Raw genomic sequence first — 16635 nt, 5'->3', positions numbered from 1 at the left:
CCGCGGTGGAGCCGTCGTCACATGCTCCGGCGACCAGATAGCGCACGTCCCAGCGTGAGCTCGTCCGCGAACTCCAGGTCGCCGCCCATCGGCAGCCCGCTGGCGAGCCGCGTGACGGTGAGACCCGGGAAGTCCCTCAACATCCGCACGAGGTAGGTCGCCGTGGCCTCGCCCTCGGTGTTCGGATCCGTGGCGATGATGACCTCGGAGATGTCCACACCGTCGGTGGCCGTGCCGATCCGGTTGAGCAACTGCCGGATCCGCAGCTGGTCCGGACCCACCCCGCTCAGCGGGTCCAAGGCGCCGCCCAGGACGTGGTAGCGCCCCTTGAACTCCCTGGTGCGCTCGATCGCCTGGACGTCCTTCGGCTCCTCGACCACGCACACGAGAGCGAGGTCCCGCTTCGGGTCGCGGCAGATGCGGCACCTGGTCTCCGCCGACACGTTGCCGCAGACGTCGCAGAAGACGACGCCCTCCTTGACCTTCTGGAGTGCGTGCTGGAGCCGCTCGATGTCGGCGGATTCCGTTGCCAGGAGGTGGAAGGCGATGCGCTGGGCGCTCTTCGGGCCGACGCCCGGGAGCCTGCCCAGCTCGTCGATCAGGTCCTGTACCGGGCCCTCGTACATGTGGTTAGCCGATCGCCTTGGTCGCTCAGCCCAGCAGTCCGCCGAGGCCGCCCTGGGCCAGCGGGCCGAGCTTCTGCTCCACGAGCTGCTGCGCCTTGGTGTTCGCGTCCTTGATCGCGGCGATCACCAGGTCCTGGAGGGTGTCGACGTCCTCCGGGTCCACGATCTTGGGGTCGATGGCCAGGTTGACCAGCTCGCCGCCGCCGGTGACCGTCGCGGTGACGAGGCCGTTGCCCGCGTTGCCGGTGATCTCGGTTTCGGCCAGCTGCTGCTGGGCTTCTGCCATCTGCTGCTGCATGTTCTGGGCCTGCTGGAGCAGGGCCTGCATGTCGAACTGACCGGGTTGCACCGCGGGGTCCTTTCGGTTGGGTGTGGTCTTCAGGGTACGGGGGTGTTCCTGGTCCGTTGCGTTCCCCTGTTGCGTTGTTGGTCGCGTTCCCCTGTTGCGGGCGGCCCGTGCGGTTGCGTGCTTCCCCTGGGGCTCTGCCCCAGACCCCGGCAATCTGAGATGGGGGCCGGCGCCTTGGGCAGGTTGATGGCACGCCTGTTGCGTTGGGCGGCTGCCTGTTGCTTAGTCGGGTGCGGTCGGCGGTGGGGTCCCATCACGAGTCGCACCAAGAGCGGGCCACACCTGAGTAGGGGTGTCAACTCGACGAAAAGCGTGTCGAGTTGACACCCCTACTCAGGTGCAGCAAGTGCTGTGGCGCGACTCGTGATGGGACCCCACCGCCCAAGCCTCTTGGTAAAGACGGCTCGCCTGCGGCGTCGCACCGATCAGGCAGCTCGCCTGCGGCATCGTGGGTCGATTGGGTGCGCGCCCCACTTCGGTTAGGTGCTCGCCCACTTCGTGGTCTGTTGCTGCCCGCCCTACCGTGCGCTTGTTCTCCCTGGCTTCGCGGGCCATGCCCTCGTTCGCCCACAACTTCGCGAGCCATGCCCTCATTCGCCTACTACGTCGCGAGCCGTGCCCTCGTTCGACCATGGCTTCGCGAGCCGGGCCCTCACTCGCCCACGACCTCGCGAGCCGGGCCCTCGTTCGTCCGTGGCTTCGTGGGCGAATCCCGTTGGTGCGCCTGGCTTCGGCATTTCCTGCTTGGGAGCGGGTGGCTACGCCTTCTTGAGCGGGCGGGCGCCCAGTTCGTCGGCCAGGAGTTGGAGCATGACGGACTCCGGGTCCTTGGCTTGTGCCTCGTTCATCGCGTCCTGGTCGACCGGGCGGGCGGCCTCGGCCAGCATCGCCTCTTCGTCGTCCGGTTCCGGCGGGAGGGGGTCGTCGGGCTCTGGGGGTTCTGGTGGGGGTGGGACGTCGTCCGCTTGTGGGCGTTGAGGTGCGGACTGTTGTGGTGCCGGCTGGGGGCGGGACTGTTGGTTCTGCGCCTGGCTTGGGCGGGTGGGGGCCGGGCGGCTCGCCTTTGCCTGGACTGCTTGCTGTGCGGTGGCTCCTGGGGCGCCGTGGGTGCAGCGGACCTGCCAGGTGCCGCCCAGCACTGAGGACAGGGCCGTGGCGATGGCCTCGGTGTTGCGGGGCTCTGCCAGGCGGCGGGCCAGGGGGGCCGAGGTGTGGGTGATCGTGACGATGTTGCCGTCGACCTCGCTGACCACCGCGTTGGTCAGCATTGCCTCGGTGCTGCGGCTGGTCGCTCGGACTGCCGCCAGGAGCTCGGACCAGATTCGGCGGACTGCGGTCGCGTCCATGGCGCCTGCGCCGGGGCCTTCGGCTGGCGCGGGGGCTGTGGGTTGTGGCGTTGGTGCGGCGGCCACCGGGGCTGGGGCCACTGGGGCTGGGGCCACTGGGGCTGGGGCCGTGGGCTGCGGCTGCGCGGGTACCGGAGTCGACGCTGCGACCGGCGCCTGAGCTGGGGCGACCGTCGGCTGGGGTGCGGCCACTGTCTGGGGGGCTGCAGCGGGTTGCGGTGCGGCTGCGGCCGCTGCCGGTTGGGGGGCCGGAGTTGCGCGGGGCGGTTCTGCTGCGGGTTCTGCTGACTGCTGGGACCTGCGGGTGAAGACGGGGCCGCCTGCTGCGGCGGTTGCGTCGCCTGGGGCTGCGATTGCCGCCGGGGGGCGGCGTTCGAGTTGTTCGAGGCGTTGCAGGAGTGCTGCTTCCGACTGGCTGGCGGACGGGAGGAGCATGCGGGAGACGAGGAGTTCCAGCAGGAGGCGGGGGGACGTGGCTCCGCGCATGTCGACCAGGCCCTGGTGGACGATCTCGGCGTAGCGGGTGAGGGCGGCCGGGCCGATTCGTTCTGCCTGGGCGGCCATGGTGGCCACTTCGTCTTCAGGGGCGCTGACGAGGTTGCGGTCCGCCGCGTCCGGGACTGCGCAGAGCAGGACCAGGTCGCGGAGTCTGTCCAGGAGGTCCGACGCGAAGCGGCGGGGGTCGTGGCCTGCGTCCACCAGGCGGTCGATGGTGCTGTAGACGGAGGCGCCGTCGCCTGCGGAGAGGCCGTCGACCACGTCGTTGATCAGGGCCGAGTCGGTGACGCCGAGGAGCGTGATGGCTCGCTCGTACTTCACGCCGTCCGGGCCCGCGCCGGAGAGGAGCTGGTCCATGACGGACTGGGTGTCGCGGGCCGAGCCGCCGCCCGCGCGGATCACCAGGGGGAAGACGGAGGGTTCGACCGCCACGCCTTCGGCGGCGCAGTTGCGTTCGAGCAGGGTGCGCATCACGCCGGGCGGGATGAGGCGGAACGGGTAGTGGTGCGTGCGCGAGCGGATGGTCGGGAGGACCTTGTCCGGCTCGGTGGTGGCGAAGATGAAGATCAGGTGCTCCGGCGGCTCCTCCACGATCTTCAGCAGGGCGTTGAAGCCCTGCGTGGTGACCATGTGCGCCTCGTCGATGATGAAGACGCGGTACTTGGACTCGGCCGGGGCGTAGAAGGCCTTGTCCCGGAGGTCGCGGGCGTCTTCGACACCACCGTGCGACGCCGCGTCGAGCTCGACCACGTCGACGCTGCCGGTGCCGTTGGGGGCCAGGCCGATGCAGCTGTTGCACTCGCCGCACGGGTCGGGCGTCGGGCCCTTCGCGCAGTTGAGCGAGCGGGCGAGGATGCGGGCCGACGACGTCTTGCCGCAGCCGCGCGGACCGCTGAACAGGTACGCGTGGTTCACCCGGCCCGCCGACAACGCGACACGCAGCGGGTCGGTCACGTGCTCCTGGCCTACGACCTCGGAGAACGTGGCCGGACGGTACTTGCGATACAGAGCGAGCGCCACGCTCGGAACAGTACCGGGGGCCACCGACACAAAAAGGGGACCCCGTGCACCCACCAGAGCCCGCTTATCCTTGCTGCCTTCCGGCCCTGGGGAGGTTCGCGAGATGTGTGCCGCACGAGGTCCGACGCAAGTGTAGCGAACCCCTTTGATCGAACACACGTTCGAGTTGCTCACAATACTGTCCACAGCTGTGGACAACCCCTAGATCGAACATGTGTTCGAGTTGCCCACAGAGTTGTCCCCACCTGTGGGCAACTTCCGTCCCGTGGCGAGCATCAGCAGGTCAGGGGTGGGCAGGTCGGGGATTCCGGTCTCGCGAAAACGCTTGCGCGCTCCCCAGAACGGGCTCTTCAACACGTGCTCCAGCGCTGCTTGAGCCGGTTCGAGGGGCATCGGCCGGACGCGTCCCAACGGCCGTGCGATGTCCTGGCCGTGCACGAGGAAGTCGACCAACGGGTCGATCGGCGCGGCCATGGGCGCGCGCTTCGGCGAGCCGGCCGTCTCGCGGATCTGCGCGATCAACTCGGATCGGGTGAACTTCGCGGCCAGCGCGCGGGCCCGGTCGTCCTCCATCCGCTCCCAGTCGAACCGCGCCTTCACGACGCCGGTGAGCACGTCCCGCCAGCCTGTGCGCGTCGACGTGGTCAGGTGGGCGGCCATCGTCTGCATCGTCCAGCCTGCGCAGAGGGTCTCGCGCCGCCACTCGTCGTCGGTCAGGTCCTCGAGGAGGTCGGCGACGCCCAGCCGTTCCGCCTCCAGCCACTTCATGATCATGATCGCCCCTCGATGACGGCCAGCCTGCGGCGCAGGAGGTCCTGTTCGGCTTCGGTGCCCGCGAGCGCGATCGCCTCGCGGCAGGCCCTGGCTGCCTCGTCGGTGCGGCCCAGGCGGTGCAGCAGGTCGGCGCGGGCCGCCCGGTACGGGTGGTAGTCGCGCAGCCGGGGTTCGTCCGCCAGCGCGTCGAGCAGCGCGAGCCCGGCCGCCGCCCCGTCGCGCATGGCGACCGCGGCGGCCCTGTTCAGCGCGACCACCGGCGACGGGCTGAGCTTCCGCAGCACGTCGTAGAGCGCGACGATCTGCGGCCAGTCGGTGCTCGCAAAGTCCGGCGCCTCGTCGTGCAGCGCGTTGATCGCCGCCTGCACCCCGTACGGGCCGAACCCGCCGGTCAGCGCCCGTTCCGCGAGCGCGCTGCCCTCCGTGACCAGGTCGCGGTCCCAGAGCGTGCGGTCCTGGTCCTCGAGCAGTTCGGCGCGGGCCTCGCGACGGGCGTGGACCAGCAGCATCAGCGCCAGCAGGCCCGTGACCTCGCGGTCGGGCAGCAGCGACTGGAGGATCCTGGCCAGCCTGATGGCCTCCTCCGCGAGGTCGTCGCGCCGGGCCGCGTACCCCTCGGTGAAGATCGAGTAGACGGCCTGCAGCACGCCGGGCAGGCGTTCCGGGAGCTCGTGCGGATCCGGCACGCGGAACGGGATGCGCGCTTCCTTGATCTTCTTCTTCGCGCGCACGATCCGTTGCTGCATGGTCGTGACCGGCACCAGGTAGGCCCGCGCGACCTCCGGCGTCGTGAAGCCGGCCAGGCAGCGCAGCACCAGCGCTCCCCTGTCCTCCTCGGCGAGCGCGGGGTGCGCGCACGTGAAGAACAGCTCCAGCCGCTCGTCCGGCAGGCCGTCGGCGACCCGCGGATCCGCCCGGTCGACCTCCACCTGCAGCAACGCGAGCCGCGCCGCGTGGACGCGGTCGCGCCGCAGGCGGTCGACGGCCTTGCGGCGCGCGGTCGTGAGCAACCACGCGCCGGGCCGGTCCGGCACCCCGTCCACCGGCCAGTGCTCCAGCGCCGCCTCGATCGCGTCGGAGGTGACCTCCTCGGCCAGGTCGAGGTCGCCGAAGCGCTTGACCAGGGTGGCGAGCAGCCTGCCGCGTTCCTCCCGGAACACCTGCTCGACGTTCACCGCGAACTCAGAACTCGGCGATCGGCCTGACGACGACAGCCCCGCCGTCACGCGAGCCGGGACACTTCGCGGCCCACTCCAGCGCCGCGTCGAGGTCCGGCACGTCGATGACGTCGTAGCCGCCCAGCACCTCGCGGGTCTCGGCGAACGGCCCGTCCGTGACGGTGCGCCTCCCGTCCTGTCCGACCTGGACGGTGGTGGCGGTGACGAGGTCGGCCAGCGAGTGCCCCGACACCAGGACGCCCGCGTCCTTCATCTCCTTCTCGTACGCGATCCAGTCCTCGACCGTGCAGTTCGCCTGCTGGTCAGCGGCCGCGTAGATCATCAGCATGTACTTCAAGGTTGCCCTCCTCGGTCCGGTCCTACGGGATCACGACGAGCGGGCTGCCGCCAGATCGACAGGGCGCCCGGACTTTTTCCGGAGACCCCCGTTTTGGGCCGCGGAACACCCGTCCGGTAAGGTTCTCCACGGAGGATTCGCATAGCGGCCTAGTGCGCACGACTGGAAATCGTGTTGGGTTCACCCCCTCACGGGTTCAAATCCCGTATCCTCCGCTCGCTCCGAAGGGCGCCGAACTTCAACGTTCGGCGCCCTTCGCGCGTTACGGTTGCATGATGCTGCCCGAGGACCTGATGGTGCTGCTCATCAACCAGGAGAACGACAAGCTGCGCGTCGACGGTTCGTCGGCGGAGAACGCGCTGGCCGGCGCCGTGCTCATCGAGCTGGCGAACTCGGGCCGCATCGCGTTCGAGCCCAACGGCAAGAAGCTCCAGATCGTCGACCCGACGCCGTTGAGGGACCCTGTTCTGCAGGAGTCGATCGGCAGGTTCGACAAGCCGATGAAGCCGCAACGGGCCGTGGAGCGCCTGCGGAAGAACGTGCGCGACATCGTCGCCGCACAGCTCGAAGCCCAGGGGATCGTGCGCGTGGAATCGCGGAAGGTGCTCGGGCTCTTCCCCGCCAAGAGCTACGTGATCACCAATGAGGCCAAGGTGATCGACGTGCGGAGGGCCGTGGGAGAGGTCGCCGCCGGGTATCGCGGTGCCGACGCGCGCACGGGGTCGCTGATCACGTTGCTGCACGCGGTGAAGGCCGTGCACAAGGTGTTCGACGGCGACAAGAAGGAACTGACCAAGCGCGCCAAGGACATCTCCGCCGGCAACTGGGCAGGTGACGCCGTGCGCAGGGCCGTCGAGGCGATCCAGGCCGGGGTCATGGCCGCAACGACAGCTGCCGCCGCCGCGTCGTCCAGTGGTGGATGACGCGATGACGGCAGCAGTTCGAGCCGGTTACTTCTTCAGGCAGTCGAGGATGTCCTCGAGGGCGAACACGAGCCTGTCGACGTTCGCGTCACCCGTGGACGGGCGGGCGCGGACGATCTGCGGGTCGTGGTCGCTCGCCTGGTCGGCGAACTCCGCGTTGATGTGGACCACGTCGTAGCTGAAGCGCGTGATGTTCTTGCTCATCACGAGGTGGTCGAGCGTCTGCGAGTTGCCCTCGAAGAGGTAGCTGTACCGCTCGTTGGCGGGCAGCGTCTCGATCAGCGCCTTGAGGTTGCCGTCACCGGTCAGCGTCTTGAGCGCGGGCGAGAACTGGTAGTCGTTCAGGTCGCCCGCGAGCACGACGTTGGCGCCCTTGTCGATCGCGCGGATCTGCTCCGTGAACGCCTTCAGCGACGCGGCCTGCTTGGCGCGCTGCACCTCGGACGTGCGGTTCGGCGGCTGGTTGCGGCCGTGGATCGCCTCGTCGCCGCCCTTGGAGTTGAAGTGGTTCGCGACGACGAAGACCGTGCGGCCGCGGAACTTGAACTCACCGGCGAGCGGCTTGCGGCTGCTGGCCCACGCGTCGTTGAGCGGGTCGATGCGGCCCGGTGACACGGAAAGCGTCGCGCGGCCGTTCTTCTTCACGACCTGGACGGGCGTCTTGAAGTCGCCGCCCGGACGGTCCACGAAGGACACGCGCTGCGGGTTGAAGAAGAAACCGACGCGGATGTTGCCGCCGGGTTCGCCGCCGTCCTTGAGGTTCTCCGGGTCGACCTGACGCCACTGGTAGCGCGGGCCGCCCTTGGCGACGATCGCGTCCGAGAACTTCTGCAGCGTCTGGTCCGCCGCGACGACACCGTCGTTGGTCGCGCCGTTGTTGTCCTGGATCTCTTCCAGCACAACGACGTCCGGGCTGCGGAGGTTGGTCGTGACGCCGTCCGCGAGCCGGTCGAACTTCTCCTGCGGGTCGGACGGGTCGAGGTTCTCGACGTTGTAGGTCGCGACCGAAAGCTCGGACTCCTTCTGCTGCGCCGTGATCTCGCGCTGCAGGTTGGACGACGTGTGGGCGCCGAGGTTCAGCGCCGCCAGCGTGTAGCCGCCGAAGTTCGTGTACTCGATGGCACCGACGGTCGCGCCGGCGAACACGTCACCGACGTTGGCGGCGGGCAGCGTACCGGCGGTCTTGATCTTCAGGCGGCCGCTGTTCGGCTGGTCGTAGCTCGTGTACGTGGTGCCGCCGCGCTGGTTGCGGTTCTGGTCGGGGTTGACCGTCACCCATACCTCGCCGAACGTGTTGCTCGGGCCCACGACGCGGGCGTCGTCGACCTGGACGAGCGTGCCCTCGAGGGACTCGAAGTAGTCGAGGCCGTACTTCGCCGGCTCGAGCGGGAGCTGCTCGATGCTGCCGCCCGGCGCGGGGAGGTAGCCCGCGGGGATGTTCTTCACGACGATCGGCGCCGGGACGGGGTTGCCCTTGGACACGGTGATCGTGGTGGGCGCGGTGATCTCGGTGAGGGTCTGGTTGGACCCCGTCTCACCGCCCGGCCGGTACTCGGCGATCGTGCCGCTGACGAGCACGCTGTCGCCGACCGCGACGGTCAGCGCGCCGCCCGCGGTGTAGACGAAGACGCCCTCGCTGGTGCGCGGGTCGGCGTCCTGGCCGGTGACGTCCTGGATCCAGAAGCCGCGGTCACCCGAGGCGCGCGTGCCGGTGACGACGCCGGGGACGTTGGTGACCTTCTGGCCGTTGAGCGGCGAGATGCGCGTGACGCCCTGGATGTCGTGGATGCGCTTGTCGCCGGGGGTGGGGTCCGGGTCGGGATCCGGGTCGCCGCCGCCCGGAGTCGTCTCGCCCTTGGAGTTGGTCGGGGTGGGGTCGCCGGCGGTGAAGTCGGCGGAGTTGTCGTCGGTGTCCGGGAGGCCGGTCTTGCGCGACACCGAGGTGGTGTTGCTCAGGGCGGCCGTCGCGGTGCCCTCGCGGACCGCCGCCGTGCCGTAGCCGACGAGGTCCTTGACCCGCGCGTCGGCGGCGCAGTCGGCGGCCGTCTTGCACGTCAGCGCCGCGGTGCCGTTGACCAGCGCGATCGTGCCGTTGGTCCCGCTCATGGCGATGGTGCCGGTGGCGTCCGGAGCCGGCAGCTCGACGGTGCCGCCCGCGCCCTTGGCCTCGGCGACGAGGTACGTCTTGCCGGGCGCGATCGAGCCGGTCAGCGGGGTGACGCCCCACTGCGTGGAGGCGCCGGGGCTGGCCGAGATGTACTGGACGCTGTAGCCGTCCAGGCTCACCGGGGTCGTGCCCTTGTTGGCGAGCTCGACGAAGTCCTGCGTCAGCGTGGCGCCGGAGTTGCCGCCGCCTCCGTAGACCTCGGAGATCAGCGCGTCGGCGCTCGGTGCGGCGACAGCGGGAACGGCGGCGAGCACGAGTGCCGCCACCGCTGTCCCGACGACGGGCAGGGTGGGTCTCAAAACTTCCTCCAGGGGATGCGGCGGACCGACGCATCTTTCCCCGATCGAGTGAGCTTTGGTAGCCGTTGTTACTAACGGTTAACCGGTTGGCCCATCAATGATCACTCGAACAAGTGTTCGATCATGGTGTATGCTCACTCTCGGAACGCCGGCCAGTGGGCCCCTCCCAGGCACCGGCCGGCGTCCCTACATTGAGCTGCGTGGGGATTCCGAGCTACGAGCGCCGCTGCGCCGAGATCATCAACCAGACCGAGCTGCTCACGTCGTCTCTGACCGACGCTGACCTGGGCGTTCAGGTCCCGTCCACACCGGACTGGACCCTCAACCAACTGCTCCGCCACATCGGCCACGCCCACCGCTGGGCCGACTCGATGCTCCGCGACAGACTTCCGGAGATCGACTACTCCCGCAACGGCGCCCAACTCCTGTCCTCATATGTGGGTGAGTCGCCCGCCGTCCTGATCCCGTGGCTGCGGGAGGGCGCCGCATCGCTCGCCGAGGTGCTGCGGGAGGTCGACCCGGACGAGATGATCGCCCCGCTCGGCGGTTTCCCGGGCCCGCGTGTGTGGTCACGGCGGATGACGCACGAGACCGTGATCCACAGGTGGGACGCGTGCGACACCCTCGGCGTGCCGTACGCGCTGGACCCCGAGATCGCCCAGGACACACTGCGCGAGTGGACCGGTCTGGCCCTGCCGTACTCGTTCACGCGGTGGCCCGACCAGACCGCTCCCCTCGTCCGTTCCGGCACCGTGCACCTGCACGCGACGGACGTCGAGGCGGAGTTCGTGATCGATCTCACCGGCGACGCGCCAGTGGTGTCGGAGGGTCACGCGAAGGCTGACGTGGCCGTGCGCGGGCCCGTCGTCGACCTGGTGCTGGCCGTGTACCGGCGGCGGTCGCTGGAGGGTCTGGAGGTGTTCGGGAACGCGGACCTGCTCGCGCTGATGCTGGAACGCGTACGTTTTTGACCATGGGGTCGCTGAGCTACCAGGAACGTCTGGCCGTCGTCGTGTCCGAGACGTCGCTGCTGGTGGCCGGGCTCGACGGCGCCGACCTGTCGGTCCCGGTCCCGGCCACTCCGAAGTGGACGCTGAACCAGCTGCTGCGCCACGTCGGCCACGCGCACCGCTGGGTCGCGCAGATGGTCGGCGAGCGGTTCCCGGAGATCGACAGGTCGCTCAGCAAGGCGCACTCCGTCGACTCGTACGCCGGCGAGACGGCTGCCGAGCTCTCACCGTGGCTGGTCGAGGCGCGGCACTGCTCGCGGAGACGATGCTGCCCGTCGACCGCCGCGCGATGATCGCGGTCCTGCGCCCAGGCTGGCCGGGGCCGGACTTCTGGTCGAGGCGGATGGCCCACGAGACGGTCATGCACCGCCACGACGCCTTCGAGGCGCTCGGCCTGCCGTTCGAGGTCGACGAGAGAGTCGCCTACGACGCGTTGCACGAGTGGATGACCGCCATCGTGCACATCATCTTCGACCTCCGGCCCGCCGCTTCGGAACTCCTCGGGTCCGGCCGCTTCTACTTCGAGGCGACCGACACCGGGCAGGAGTGGACGGTCGACCTCAGGGGAAGCGCGCCGATGGTGCTGCAGGACCGCAAGAAGGCGGTGGCGAAGCTGCGCGGCCCGGCGTTCGACCTGGTGCTCGCGCTGTACCAGCGGCGCGGGACCGAGGGGCTGCGGGTGAGCGGCAAGGCTGGGCTGATGGAGCAGTTCCTCGACGCGATGAGGTTCTGACGGCCTACCGGCTCAGCTCGTCCCGCGCCGCGTTGAGGAACGCGACCTTGGGGCCGCGGAGGTGGTCCCACAACGGCTTCCCGTCGAGCTCCTCCCACAGCACGTGCTCGAGCGCCTTCACGTAGGCGCGCGCCAGCTCGTGCAGGGAGGAGGCGAACAGGACGTGGATCATCCGTTCGCACACCCACAGCTCGTCGACGACGTCCAACGCCGACGTCTTCCAGGCAGGCGAGCCGTCACGGCCCTCGGCGGCGCGTTCGGCCTGCTGCGCGACCTTGATGAACTCCCGCAACAGCTCCAGCCGCTCAGTTCTGCGGGCCTCGGCGCGTTCGGTGGTCTGCCGGCGGACGTCGTTGCGTTCGACGCGCCGCGCCACGCTGTTCTGCACCAGGGAGGACAGGCCGCCGCCGAGCAGCACGCCGGTCAGGGACAGGATCGCGACCCACACCTGTGTCTGCATGGCGCGAATTCATACCAAACGTCAGAGCCCCGGTAACCAAGATCGGTTACCGGGGCTCTGAGCAGCGGTGGCGGTGGGATTTGAACCCACGGAGGCTTGCACCTCACACGCTTTCGAGGCGTGCTCCTTCGGCCGCTCGGACACGCCACCGATAAGAACAATACACAGCCGCCGCGACCGGTTTAACGCTGGGTCCGGAAGAAGCGTTCGAGCAGGTCAGCACACTCCTGCTCCAGCACGCCGCCCTGCACCTGCGGTCTGTGGTTGAGCCGGCGGTCGCGCACGACGTCCCACAAAGAGGCGACGGCACCGGTTTTCGGCTCCCACGCACCGAACACCAGACGTGAGACGCGGGCGAGGACGAGGGCGCCGGCGCACATCGTGCAGGGCTCCAAGGTCACGGCGAGGGTGCAGCCGTCGAGGCGCCAGCCGTCGCCGAAGCGAGAAGCAGCCTCGCGCAGGGCCAGGATCTCGGCGTGGGCGGTCGGGTCGCCCAGCCTCTCGCGGGCGTTGCAGGCTTCGGCGAGGACGGAGCCGTCCGGGGCGTAGACGACGGCGCCGATCGGGACGTCCGGGCCCGAGGTCGCGGCCACGCGCAGGGCGGCTCGGACCATGTCCTCCGCGGGGATCACGCTTGGATCGTGTCGAGCAGCTTCGTGAACTCGTCGATGAAGCCGATGCGCTGGGCGATCATCTGGAGCTGCTCGTCGGGGTAGAGGTCGACCTCGTCGACGATGATCTGGAGCTCGTGCGAGGGCATGCCGAGGTCGGTCAGGACGCCCAGGTCGCCTTCCGGCCAGAGCTCGTTGTCCTCCTCGTCCGGGGGGTCGACGCGCAGGAGGTCGAGGACGTCCGCGGCGATGTCGTAGTCGAGGGCGGCGGCCGCGTCGGACAGCAGCAGCGCCACGCCGCCCGGCACGGGCCGGAGGATGATGAAGAACTCGTCGTCGACGGCGAGGAGCCCGAACACGGCTCCGGTCGACCTCAGTTGGCGCAGCTCCGTGATCGCCGCGTCCAGCTCCGACAGCGCGGAGCTGTCCATCCTGTTGCACCGCCAGCGGCCGTCCTCCCGGACCACCGCGACCGCGAAGCCGTTGACCGGCTCCTGCTGTGTCATGTGCACACCGTAGGGCCCAGACGACCTTCCCGGTAGCCGAGGTGGTGGCACCATCGGTAGATGAGCACAACTACGCCGGACCCGCGTCTCGCCGGACTGCTCGAAGGGGCGCGTGCGCTCCAGCCCCGCACGGTGTCGCTGCGCCGTCAGGTTCACAAACACCCTGAGCAGGGACTTCAGAACCCCAGGACGCAGGCTGCGATCCTGCACGCGCTGGAGGGGCTGCCCGTCAAGGTCACGAAGGGCGAGTCCACGACCTCGGTCGTGGCGGTGCTCGAGGGCGACCAGCCGGGCCCGACGGTGCTGCTGCGCGGCGACATGGACGGCCTGCCGCTCCAGGAGGAGACGGGCCTGCCGTTCGCGTCCGAAGTGGACGGCAACATGCACGCCTGCGGGCACGACACGCACGTGGCGATGCTGGCCTCCTCCGCCCGCCTGCTCGCGGACCGGCGCGACGCCCTCAAGGGGCGCGTGCTCTTCATGTTCCAGCCGGGCGAGGAGGGCCACCACGGCGCCCGGTACATGATCGAGGAGGGTCTGCTCGACGACGGCGTGGAGAAGGCGTTCGCGCTGCACATCACGTCGACCATGAAGTCGGGCGTGGTGACGTGCCGGCCAGGGCCGATGATGGCCTCCGCGGACACGTTCCACGTGCACGTGAAGGGTCGCGGCGGCCACGGCGCGATGCCGCACAACGCCCTGGACCCGGTGCCCGCCGCGGCCGCGATGGTCGGGGCGATCCAGACGATGCTCGGCCGCCGGGTCAGCGTCCACCAGCCCGCGGTGGTGACGGTCGCGCAGATCAACGCCGGCACGACGACGAACATCATCCCCGAGGTGGCGACGCTCGACGGGACGATCAGGACGTTGTCCGAGGAGACCCGCGCCCTGGTCCACAAGGAGCTCAAGCAGGCCGTCAAGCACACGGCCGCCGCCTACGGGTGCCACGCCGAGGTCAGCATCGTGCCCGGATACCCGGTGACGGTGAACGACGACGTCGTCGGGCAGCACGTGGTGGACCTGGCCGCGCAGGCGATGGGCGCGTCCTGGAGCGAGCCCATGCAGGACCCGCTGATGGGGGCGGAGGACTTCTCCTACGTGCTGCAGCGGGTGCCGGGCGCGTTGGCGTTCCTCGGGGCGTGCCCGCGTGGGATCGACCTGGAGGAGGCCGCGCCGAACCACTCGAACCGGGTGCTGTTCGACGAGGCCGCGATGGAGCACGGGGTGGCGATGTACGCGGCGTTCGCGCTGGACGCCCTCCGCTAGTTCCAGGTACGCGTCACACGGAATGATGGGCGCCGTGCGAGACGTGTGCGTGATCGGACTGGGACTGATCGGCGGCTCCGTGCTGCGGGCCGCCAAGGCTGCCGGGCGCACGGTGTGGGGTGCGACGGCGAGCAAAGAGGACGCGGACAAGGCACGCGCCGAGGGCTTCGACATCACGACGGTGGACGAGGCCCTCGGGCGGAACCCCGAGGCGCTCGTCGTCCTCGCCGTGCCGCTGCCCGCACTGCCTGACCTGCTGCGCAAGGTCCCCGAGGGCACCCGGCTCACGGACGTCACGAGCGTCAAAGGTCCGGTGCACGACGCCGTGCACCGGTACGCGCCCAAGGCGAGGTTCGTCGGCGGGCACCCCATGGCCGGGACGAGCAGGAGCGGGTGGGACGCGGGGAGCGCGAGCCTCTTCGAGAACGCCGCCTGGGTCGTCACGCCCGAGGAGGCCGACGACCACCTCAACGACGTCATCCGGCTCGCGCTCGACCTGAAGGCCCACGTGGTGCCGACGACGCCGGAGGAGCACGACGAGGCGGTCGCGCGGATCAGCCACCTGCCGCACATCATGGCGTCGGTGCTGGCCGCGGTCGGGGCCGACGGCGGTCCTCTGGCCATGGCGCTCGCGGCCGGCAGTTTCGGGGACGGCACGAGGGTCGCGGGCAGCAGGCCCGAGCTCGTGCGGGCGATGTGCGAGGGGAACCGGGACGCGCTGCTCATGGCCGTCGACGACGCGCTGGGCAGGCTGGGTGCGGCGCGGGGGTCGCTGGCGTCCACCGGGGGTCTCGCGAAGACCATCGAGGCCGGGCACGAAGGCAGGAACGCGCTGGTCAGCCAGCCCGTCAGGACGCCGATCACGATCGACCTCACCAAGCCCGGCGCGCTCGCCGCGTTGCGCAACCTCGGGTCCCGTGGCGGGCGCGTGGTTGGGCTGAACGGCAGTACTGCTTCAGCGGAAACGTCGTAAGGTCGCCGGGTGGATCGACGGACGCTCGCCGGCGGACTCGGTGGTCTCGCGCTCGTCGTCGCCGCTGTCGTGGCGCTCCGCGCCGGGGACGCGCCGGACACGCTGAAGAAGGAGATCGCCGACGGCGTCGAGGTCGTGGCGTCGCAGGAGCCGATGAGGCCCGCGAACCCCAGGGCCCAGGCGCTGGACGTCGACGCGCTGCAGATCTCGTGGAACGGCTCGGCGTCGGCCTACGAGGTGCGCTGGAACGGCAACGAGCAGCTCGTGCCGACGCCCGAGGTCGAACTGCCGGGGCTCAACCCCGACGAGGAGACGCAGGTCGAGGTCCGGGCGGTCAGCGCGACCGGCAAGCGCAGCGATCCGCTCAAGATCGCCGCGAAGCCCAAGGACCTCTACAACGGCAAGTGGGACGACCAGCTCGTCGGCCAGCCCGACAGGTTCGACGGCCCCGAGTCGCTCGACCCGCGCAAGTGGCGGGTCGAGGCGGAACCGGAGTGCCTCGGGCTGCGCCCGTTCGGGCAGAGCAAGCGCATCGACGTCGACTGCCCGATGGCGGCCTTCCAGTCGAACACTCCCATCCGCTTCGGGATGCCGGCGAACGACGGCGCCACCGGCCGGGCGATCATCAGCGTCGCGGGCGCGGTCGAGTCGAGCCACGTGCGGCTGACGCTGCTCACAGACCCGTGGCAGTACCTGAAGGAGACCGACGCGCAGCCCAGGGGCGCGGTCAGCCTCGACATCACGACGCAGGGCACGCGGATCGTCGCCGACCCTGAGCTCCCCCGCACCGGCAAGCAGGTCACCCTCGGCGACGCGCCGATGACCGGGCTCGTCGCGGGTGTGCGGCACCGGTGGGAGATGCGGGTGCTGCCGGACGCCGTGGTGGCGTTGCGGGACGGCGTCGTGGTCGCCTACGAGCCCGTCGCGATCAGGGAACAGGTCGTGCACCCGCGGATCCGCATCGACGGCGGCGGGTTCCTGGACGCGTTCGGCGTCGGGGGCGTGGCGGAACGGGTCGTGCCCACCGAGGTCATCCCGCTCGACCAGGACGTCGCGCTGCCGCAGGACGTCGTCGCCGTGAAGCTCGTGAAGCCGGAGGCCGGTCAGGTGACGATCACCGACGTGCCGCTGAGCTCGGTGAGGGTCGCGGCCCAGGAGGCGCAGCTCGTGGTCATCCGCAAGCCCGAGAGCCGCCCCGGCGCGCTCCCCCGGCTCGCGGACCGCCCCGGCGGCATCAAGACCGGCGGGCCGAGACTGCACGTCATGCACGAGGACGGCACCAAGCCGCCACAGCCGTTGCCCGCCAAGGGCCGTGTGCTCGTCACGGCCGAGGTCAACGCGATCGGGCACAAGGGCATCGAGCTCGAACTCGACGGCAAGCGGATCGTCGCGCTGCCCACGAACGAACAGGGCACCTCGGTCCCCGGTAGGCACGAGTTCTGGCTCGACACCCGCGCGCTGGCCCCGGCATCGCACGCTCGGCTCAAGCTCAGCGTCCTTCCGGCGAACGGTGGCGAACCCGTTATCGCAGAAACCGTTTTCCAGCTGGGGTGAACGCC

The 16635-nt window shown here is 70.0% G+C and carries 17 protein-coding genes, 2 tRNA genes and 1 other RNA gene; 8 read left to right on the top strand and 12 right to left on the bottom strand.

Going from position 1 to position 16635, the window contains the following annotated elements:
• Positions 1-17: 17 nt before the first annotated feature.
• From recR to IE307_RS28200, 7 genes are all read right to left on the bottom strand, one after another.
• The gene (gene recR, locus IE307_RS28230) at positions 18-626 is read right to left on the bottom strand and encodes a recombination mediator RecR (RefSeq protein ID WP_191302394.1); all 609 of its coding nucleotides are present in this window, start codon (positions 624-626) and stop codon (positions 18-20) included.
• Between the two features lie 25 nt (positions 627-651).
• Positions 652-954 carry a YbaB/EbfC family nucleoid-associated protein gene (locus IE307_RS28225; RefSeq protein ID WP_177229572.1) on the bottom strand — a complete coding sequence of 101 codons (303 nt, stop codon included), beginning with the start codon at positions 952-954 and terminating at the stop codon, positions 652-654.
• A gap of 779 nt (positions 955-1733) precedes the next feature.
• The gene (locus tag IE307_RS28220) at positions 1734-3839 is read right to left on the bottom strand and encodes a DNA polymerase III subunit gamma and tau (protein ID WP_191302393.1); all 2106 of its coding nucleotides are present in this window, start codon (positions 3837-3839) and stop codon (positions 1734-1736) included.
• A 30-nt stretch (positions 3840-3869) separates the two neighbouring features.
• Positions 3870-3966: signal recognition particle sRNA small type (gene ffs / locus IE307_RS28215), an RNA gene on the bottom strand.
• A gap of 74 nt (positions 3967-4040) precedes the next feature.
• Positions 4041-4613: a maleylpyruvate isomerase family mycothiol-dependent enzyme gene (locus IE307_RS28210; protein WP_191302392.1), complete on the bottom strand. Its 573-nt coding sequence runs from the start codon at positions 4611-4613 to the stop codon at positions 4041-4043.
• Complete coding sequence (locus tag IE307_RS28205) at positions 4610-5788, bottom strand: RNA polymerase sigma factor (RefSeq protein ID WP_229905131.1); 1179 nt, start codon at positions 5786-5788, stop codon at positions 4610-4612. Before IE307_RS28205 ends, IE307_RS28210 begins: the two co-directional genes overlap by 4 nt.
• 7 nt (positions 5789-5795) lie before the next feature.
• The gene (locus IE307_RS28200; protein WP_191302391.1) at positions 5796-6128 is read right to left on the bottom strand and encodes a YciI family protein; all 333 of its coding nucleotides are present in this window, start codon (positions 6126-6128) and stop codon (positions 5796-5798) included.
• A gap of 130 nt (positions 6129-6258) precedes the next feature.
• Here IE307_RS28200 and IE307_RS28195 point away from each other — a divergent pair.
• A tRNA-Ser gene (locus IE307_RS28195) sits at positions 6259-6343 on the top strand.
• A 60-nt stretch (positions 6344-6403) separates the two neighbouring features.
• Entirely contained in the window at positions 6404-7051 is a 648-nt protein-coding gene (locus tag IE307_RS28190) for a GOLPH3/VPS74 family protein (protein WP_191302390.1), read from the top strand.
• A gap of 27 nt (positions 7052-7078) precedes the next feature.
• Here the strand turns inward: IE307_RS28190 and IE307_RS28185 are convergent, their stop codons facing one another.
• Positions 7079-9517, bottom strand: coding sequence for a DUF8508 domain-containing protein (locus tag IE307_RS28185; RefSeq protein ID WP_308436407.1), 2439 nt, complete (start codon positions 9515-9517; stop codon positions 7079-7081).
• Positions 9518-9717: 200 nt separating this feature from the next.
• On the opposite strand from IE307_RS28185, the gene IE307_RS28180 reads away from it, so the two are divergent.
• The 3 genes from IE307_RS28180 to IE307_RS28170 are packed head-to-tail and all read left to right on the top strand — an operon-like array spanning position 9718 to position 11260.
• The gene (locus IE307_RS28180) at positions 9718-10488 is read left to right on the top strand and encodes a maleylpyruvate isomerase family mycothiol-dependent enzyme (protein ID WP_191302389.1); all 771 of its coding nucleotides are present in this window, start codon (positions 9718-9720) and stop codon (positions 10486-10488) included.
• A gap of 2 nt (positions 10489-10490) precedes the next feature.
• Positions 10491-10820 carry a maleylpyruvate isomerase N-terminal domain-containing protein gene (locus IE307_RS28175; RefSeq protein WP_191302388.1) on the top strand — a complete coding sequence of 110 codons (330 nt, stop codon included), beginning with the start codon at positions 10491-10493 and terminating at the stop codon, positions 10818-10820.
• Complete coding sequence (locus tag IE307_RS28170) at positions 10757-11260, top strand: maleylpyruvate isomerase mycothiol-dependent enzyme family protein (protein WP_191302387.1); 504 nt, start codon at positions 10757-10759, stop codon at positions 11258-11260. The genes IE307_RS28175 and IE307_RS28170 overlap by 64 nt, the downstream gene beginning before the upstream one ends.
• A 4-nt stretch (positions 11261-11264) precedes the next feature.
• Here IE307_RS28170 and IE307_RS28165 read toward each other — a convergent pair whose 3' ends face one another.
• The 4 genes from IE307_RS28165 to IE307_RS28150 form a co-directional block, all read right to left on the bottom strand.
• The gene (locus IE307_RS28165) at positions 11265-11720 is read right to left on the bottom strand and encodes a hypothetical protein (RefSeq protein WP_191302386.1); all 456 of its coding nucleotides are present in this window, start codon (positions 11718-11720) and stop codon (positions 11265-11267) included.
• Between the two features lie 65 nt (positions 11721-11785).
• Positions 11786-11870: transfer RNA gene (locus tag IE307_RS28160), tRNA-Ser, on the bottom strand.
• Between the two features lie 32 nt (positions 11871-11902).
• Positions 11903-12334, bottom strand: a complete 432-nt coding sequence (locus tag IE307_RS28155) for a nucleoside deaminase (RefSeq protein ID WP_229905159.1) — start codon at positions 12332-12334, stop codon at positions 11903-11905.
• A 14-nt stretch (positions 12335-12348) separates the two neighbouring features.
• The gene (locus IE307_RS28150) at positions 12349-12837 is read right to left on the bottom strand and encodes a tRNA adenosine deaminase-associated protein (protein ID WP_191302384.1); all 489 of its coding nucleotides are present in this window, start codon (positions 12835-12837) and stop codon (positions 12349-12351) included.
• Between the two features lie 60 nt (positions 12838-12897).
• Between IE307_RS28150 and IE307_RS28145 the strand changes: the two genes are divergently transcribed.
• The 3 genes from IE307_RS28145 to IE307_RS28135 are packed head-to-tail and all read left to right on the top strand — an operon-like array spanning position 12898 to position 16630.
• Positions 12898-14103, top strand: coding sequence for a M20 metallopeptidase family protein (locus IE307_RS28145; RefSeq protein WP_191302383.1), 1206 nt, complete (start codon positions 12898-12900; stop codon positions 14101-14103).
• Positions 14104-14128: 25 nt separating this feature from the next.
• Positions 14129-15076, top strand: coding sequence for a prephenate dehydrogenase (locus IE307_RS28140; protein WP_444543464.1), 948 nt, complete (start codon positions 14129-14131; stop codon positions 15074-15076).
• A 9-nt stretch (positions 15077-15085) separates the two neighbouring features.
• Positions 15086-16630 (top strand): fibronectin type III domain-containing protein, encoded by a 1545-nt coding sequence (locus IE307_RS28135; protein WP_191302381.1) that lies wholly within the window; start codon positions 15086-15088, stop codon positions 16628-16630.
• Positions 16631-16635: the final 5 nt, after the last annotated feature.

The sequence above is a fragment of the Lentzea cavernae genome, from assembly GCF_014653695.1.
GTDB lineage: Bacteria > Actinomycetota > Actinomycetes > Mycobacteriales > Pseudonocardiaceae > Lentzea > Lentzea cavernae.
The sequence above is the reverse complement of the archived record's forward strand: the minus strand, read 5'-3'. Positions and strand labels throughout refer to the sequence as shown.

Coding starts and splice junctions, on each gene's coding strand:
- recR (WP_191302394.1), bottom strand. CDS start 626: ATGTACGAGGGCCCGGTACAGGACCTGATCGACGAGCTGGGCAGGCTC.
- IE307_RS28155 (WP_229905159.1), bottom strand. CDS start 12,334: ATGGTCCGAGCCGCCCTGCGCGTGGCCGCGACCTCGGGCCCGGACGTC.
- IE307_RS28190 (WP_191302390.1), top strand. CDS start 6,404: ATGCTGCCCGAGGACCTGATGGTGCTGCTCATCAACCAGGAGAACGAC.
- IE307_RS28140 (WP_444543464.1), top strand. CDS start 14,129: ATGGGCGCCGTGCGAGACGTGTGCGTGATCGGACTGGGACTGATCGGC.
- IE307_RS28165 (WP_191302386.1), bottom strand. CDS start 11,720: ATGCAGACACAGGTGTGGGTCGCGATCCTGTCCCTGACCGGCGTGCTG.
- IE307_RS28145 (WP_191302383.1), top strand. CDS start 12,898: ATGAGCACAACTACGCCGGACCCGCGTCTCGCCGGACTGCTCGAAGGG.
- IE307_RS28225 (WP_177229572.1), bottom strand. CDS start 954: ATGCAGGCCCTGCTCCAGCAGGCCCAGAACATGCAGCAGCAGATGGCA.
- IE307_RS28175 (WP_191302388.1), top strand. CDS start 10,491: ATGGGGTCGCTGAGCTACCAGGAACGTCTGGCCGTCGTCGTGTCCGAG.
- IE307_RS28150 (WP_191302384.1), bottom strand. CDS start 12,837: ATGACACAGCAGGAGCCGGTCAACGGCTTCGCGGTCGCGGTGGTCCGG.
- IE307_RS28210 (WP_191302392.1), bottom strand. CDS start 4,613: ATGATCATGAAGTGGCTGGAGGCGGAACGGCTGGGCGTCGCCGACCTC.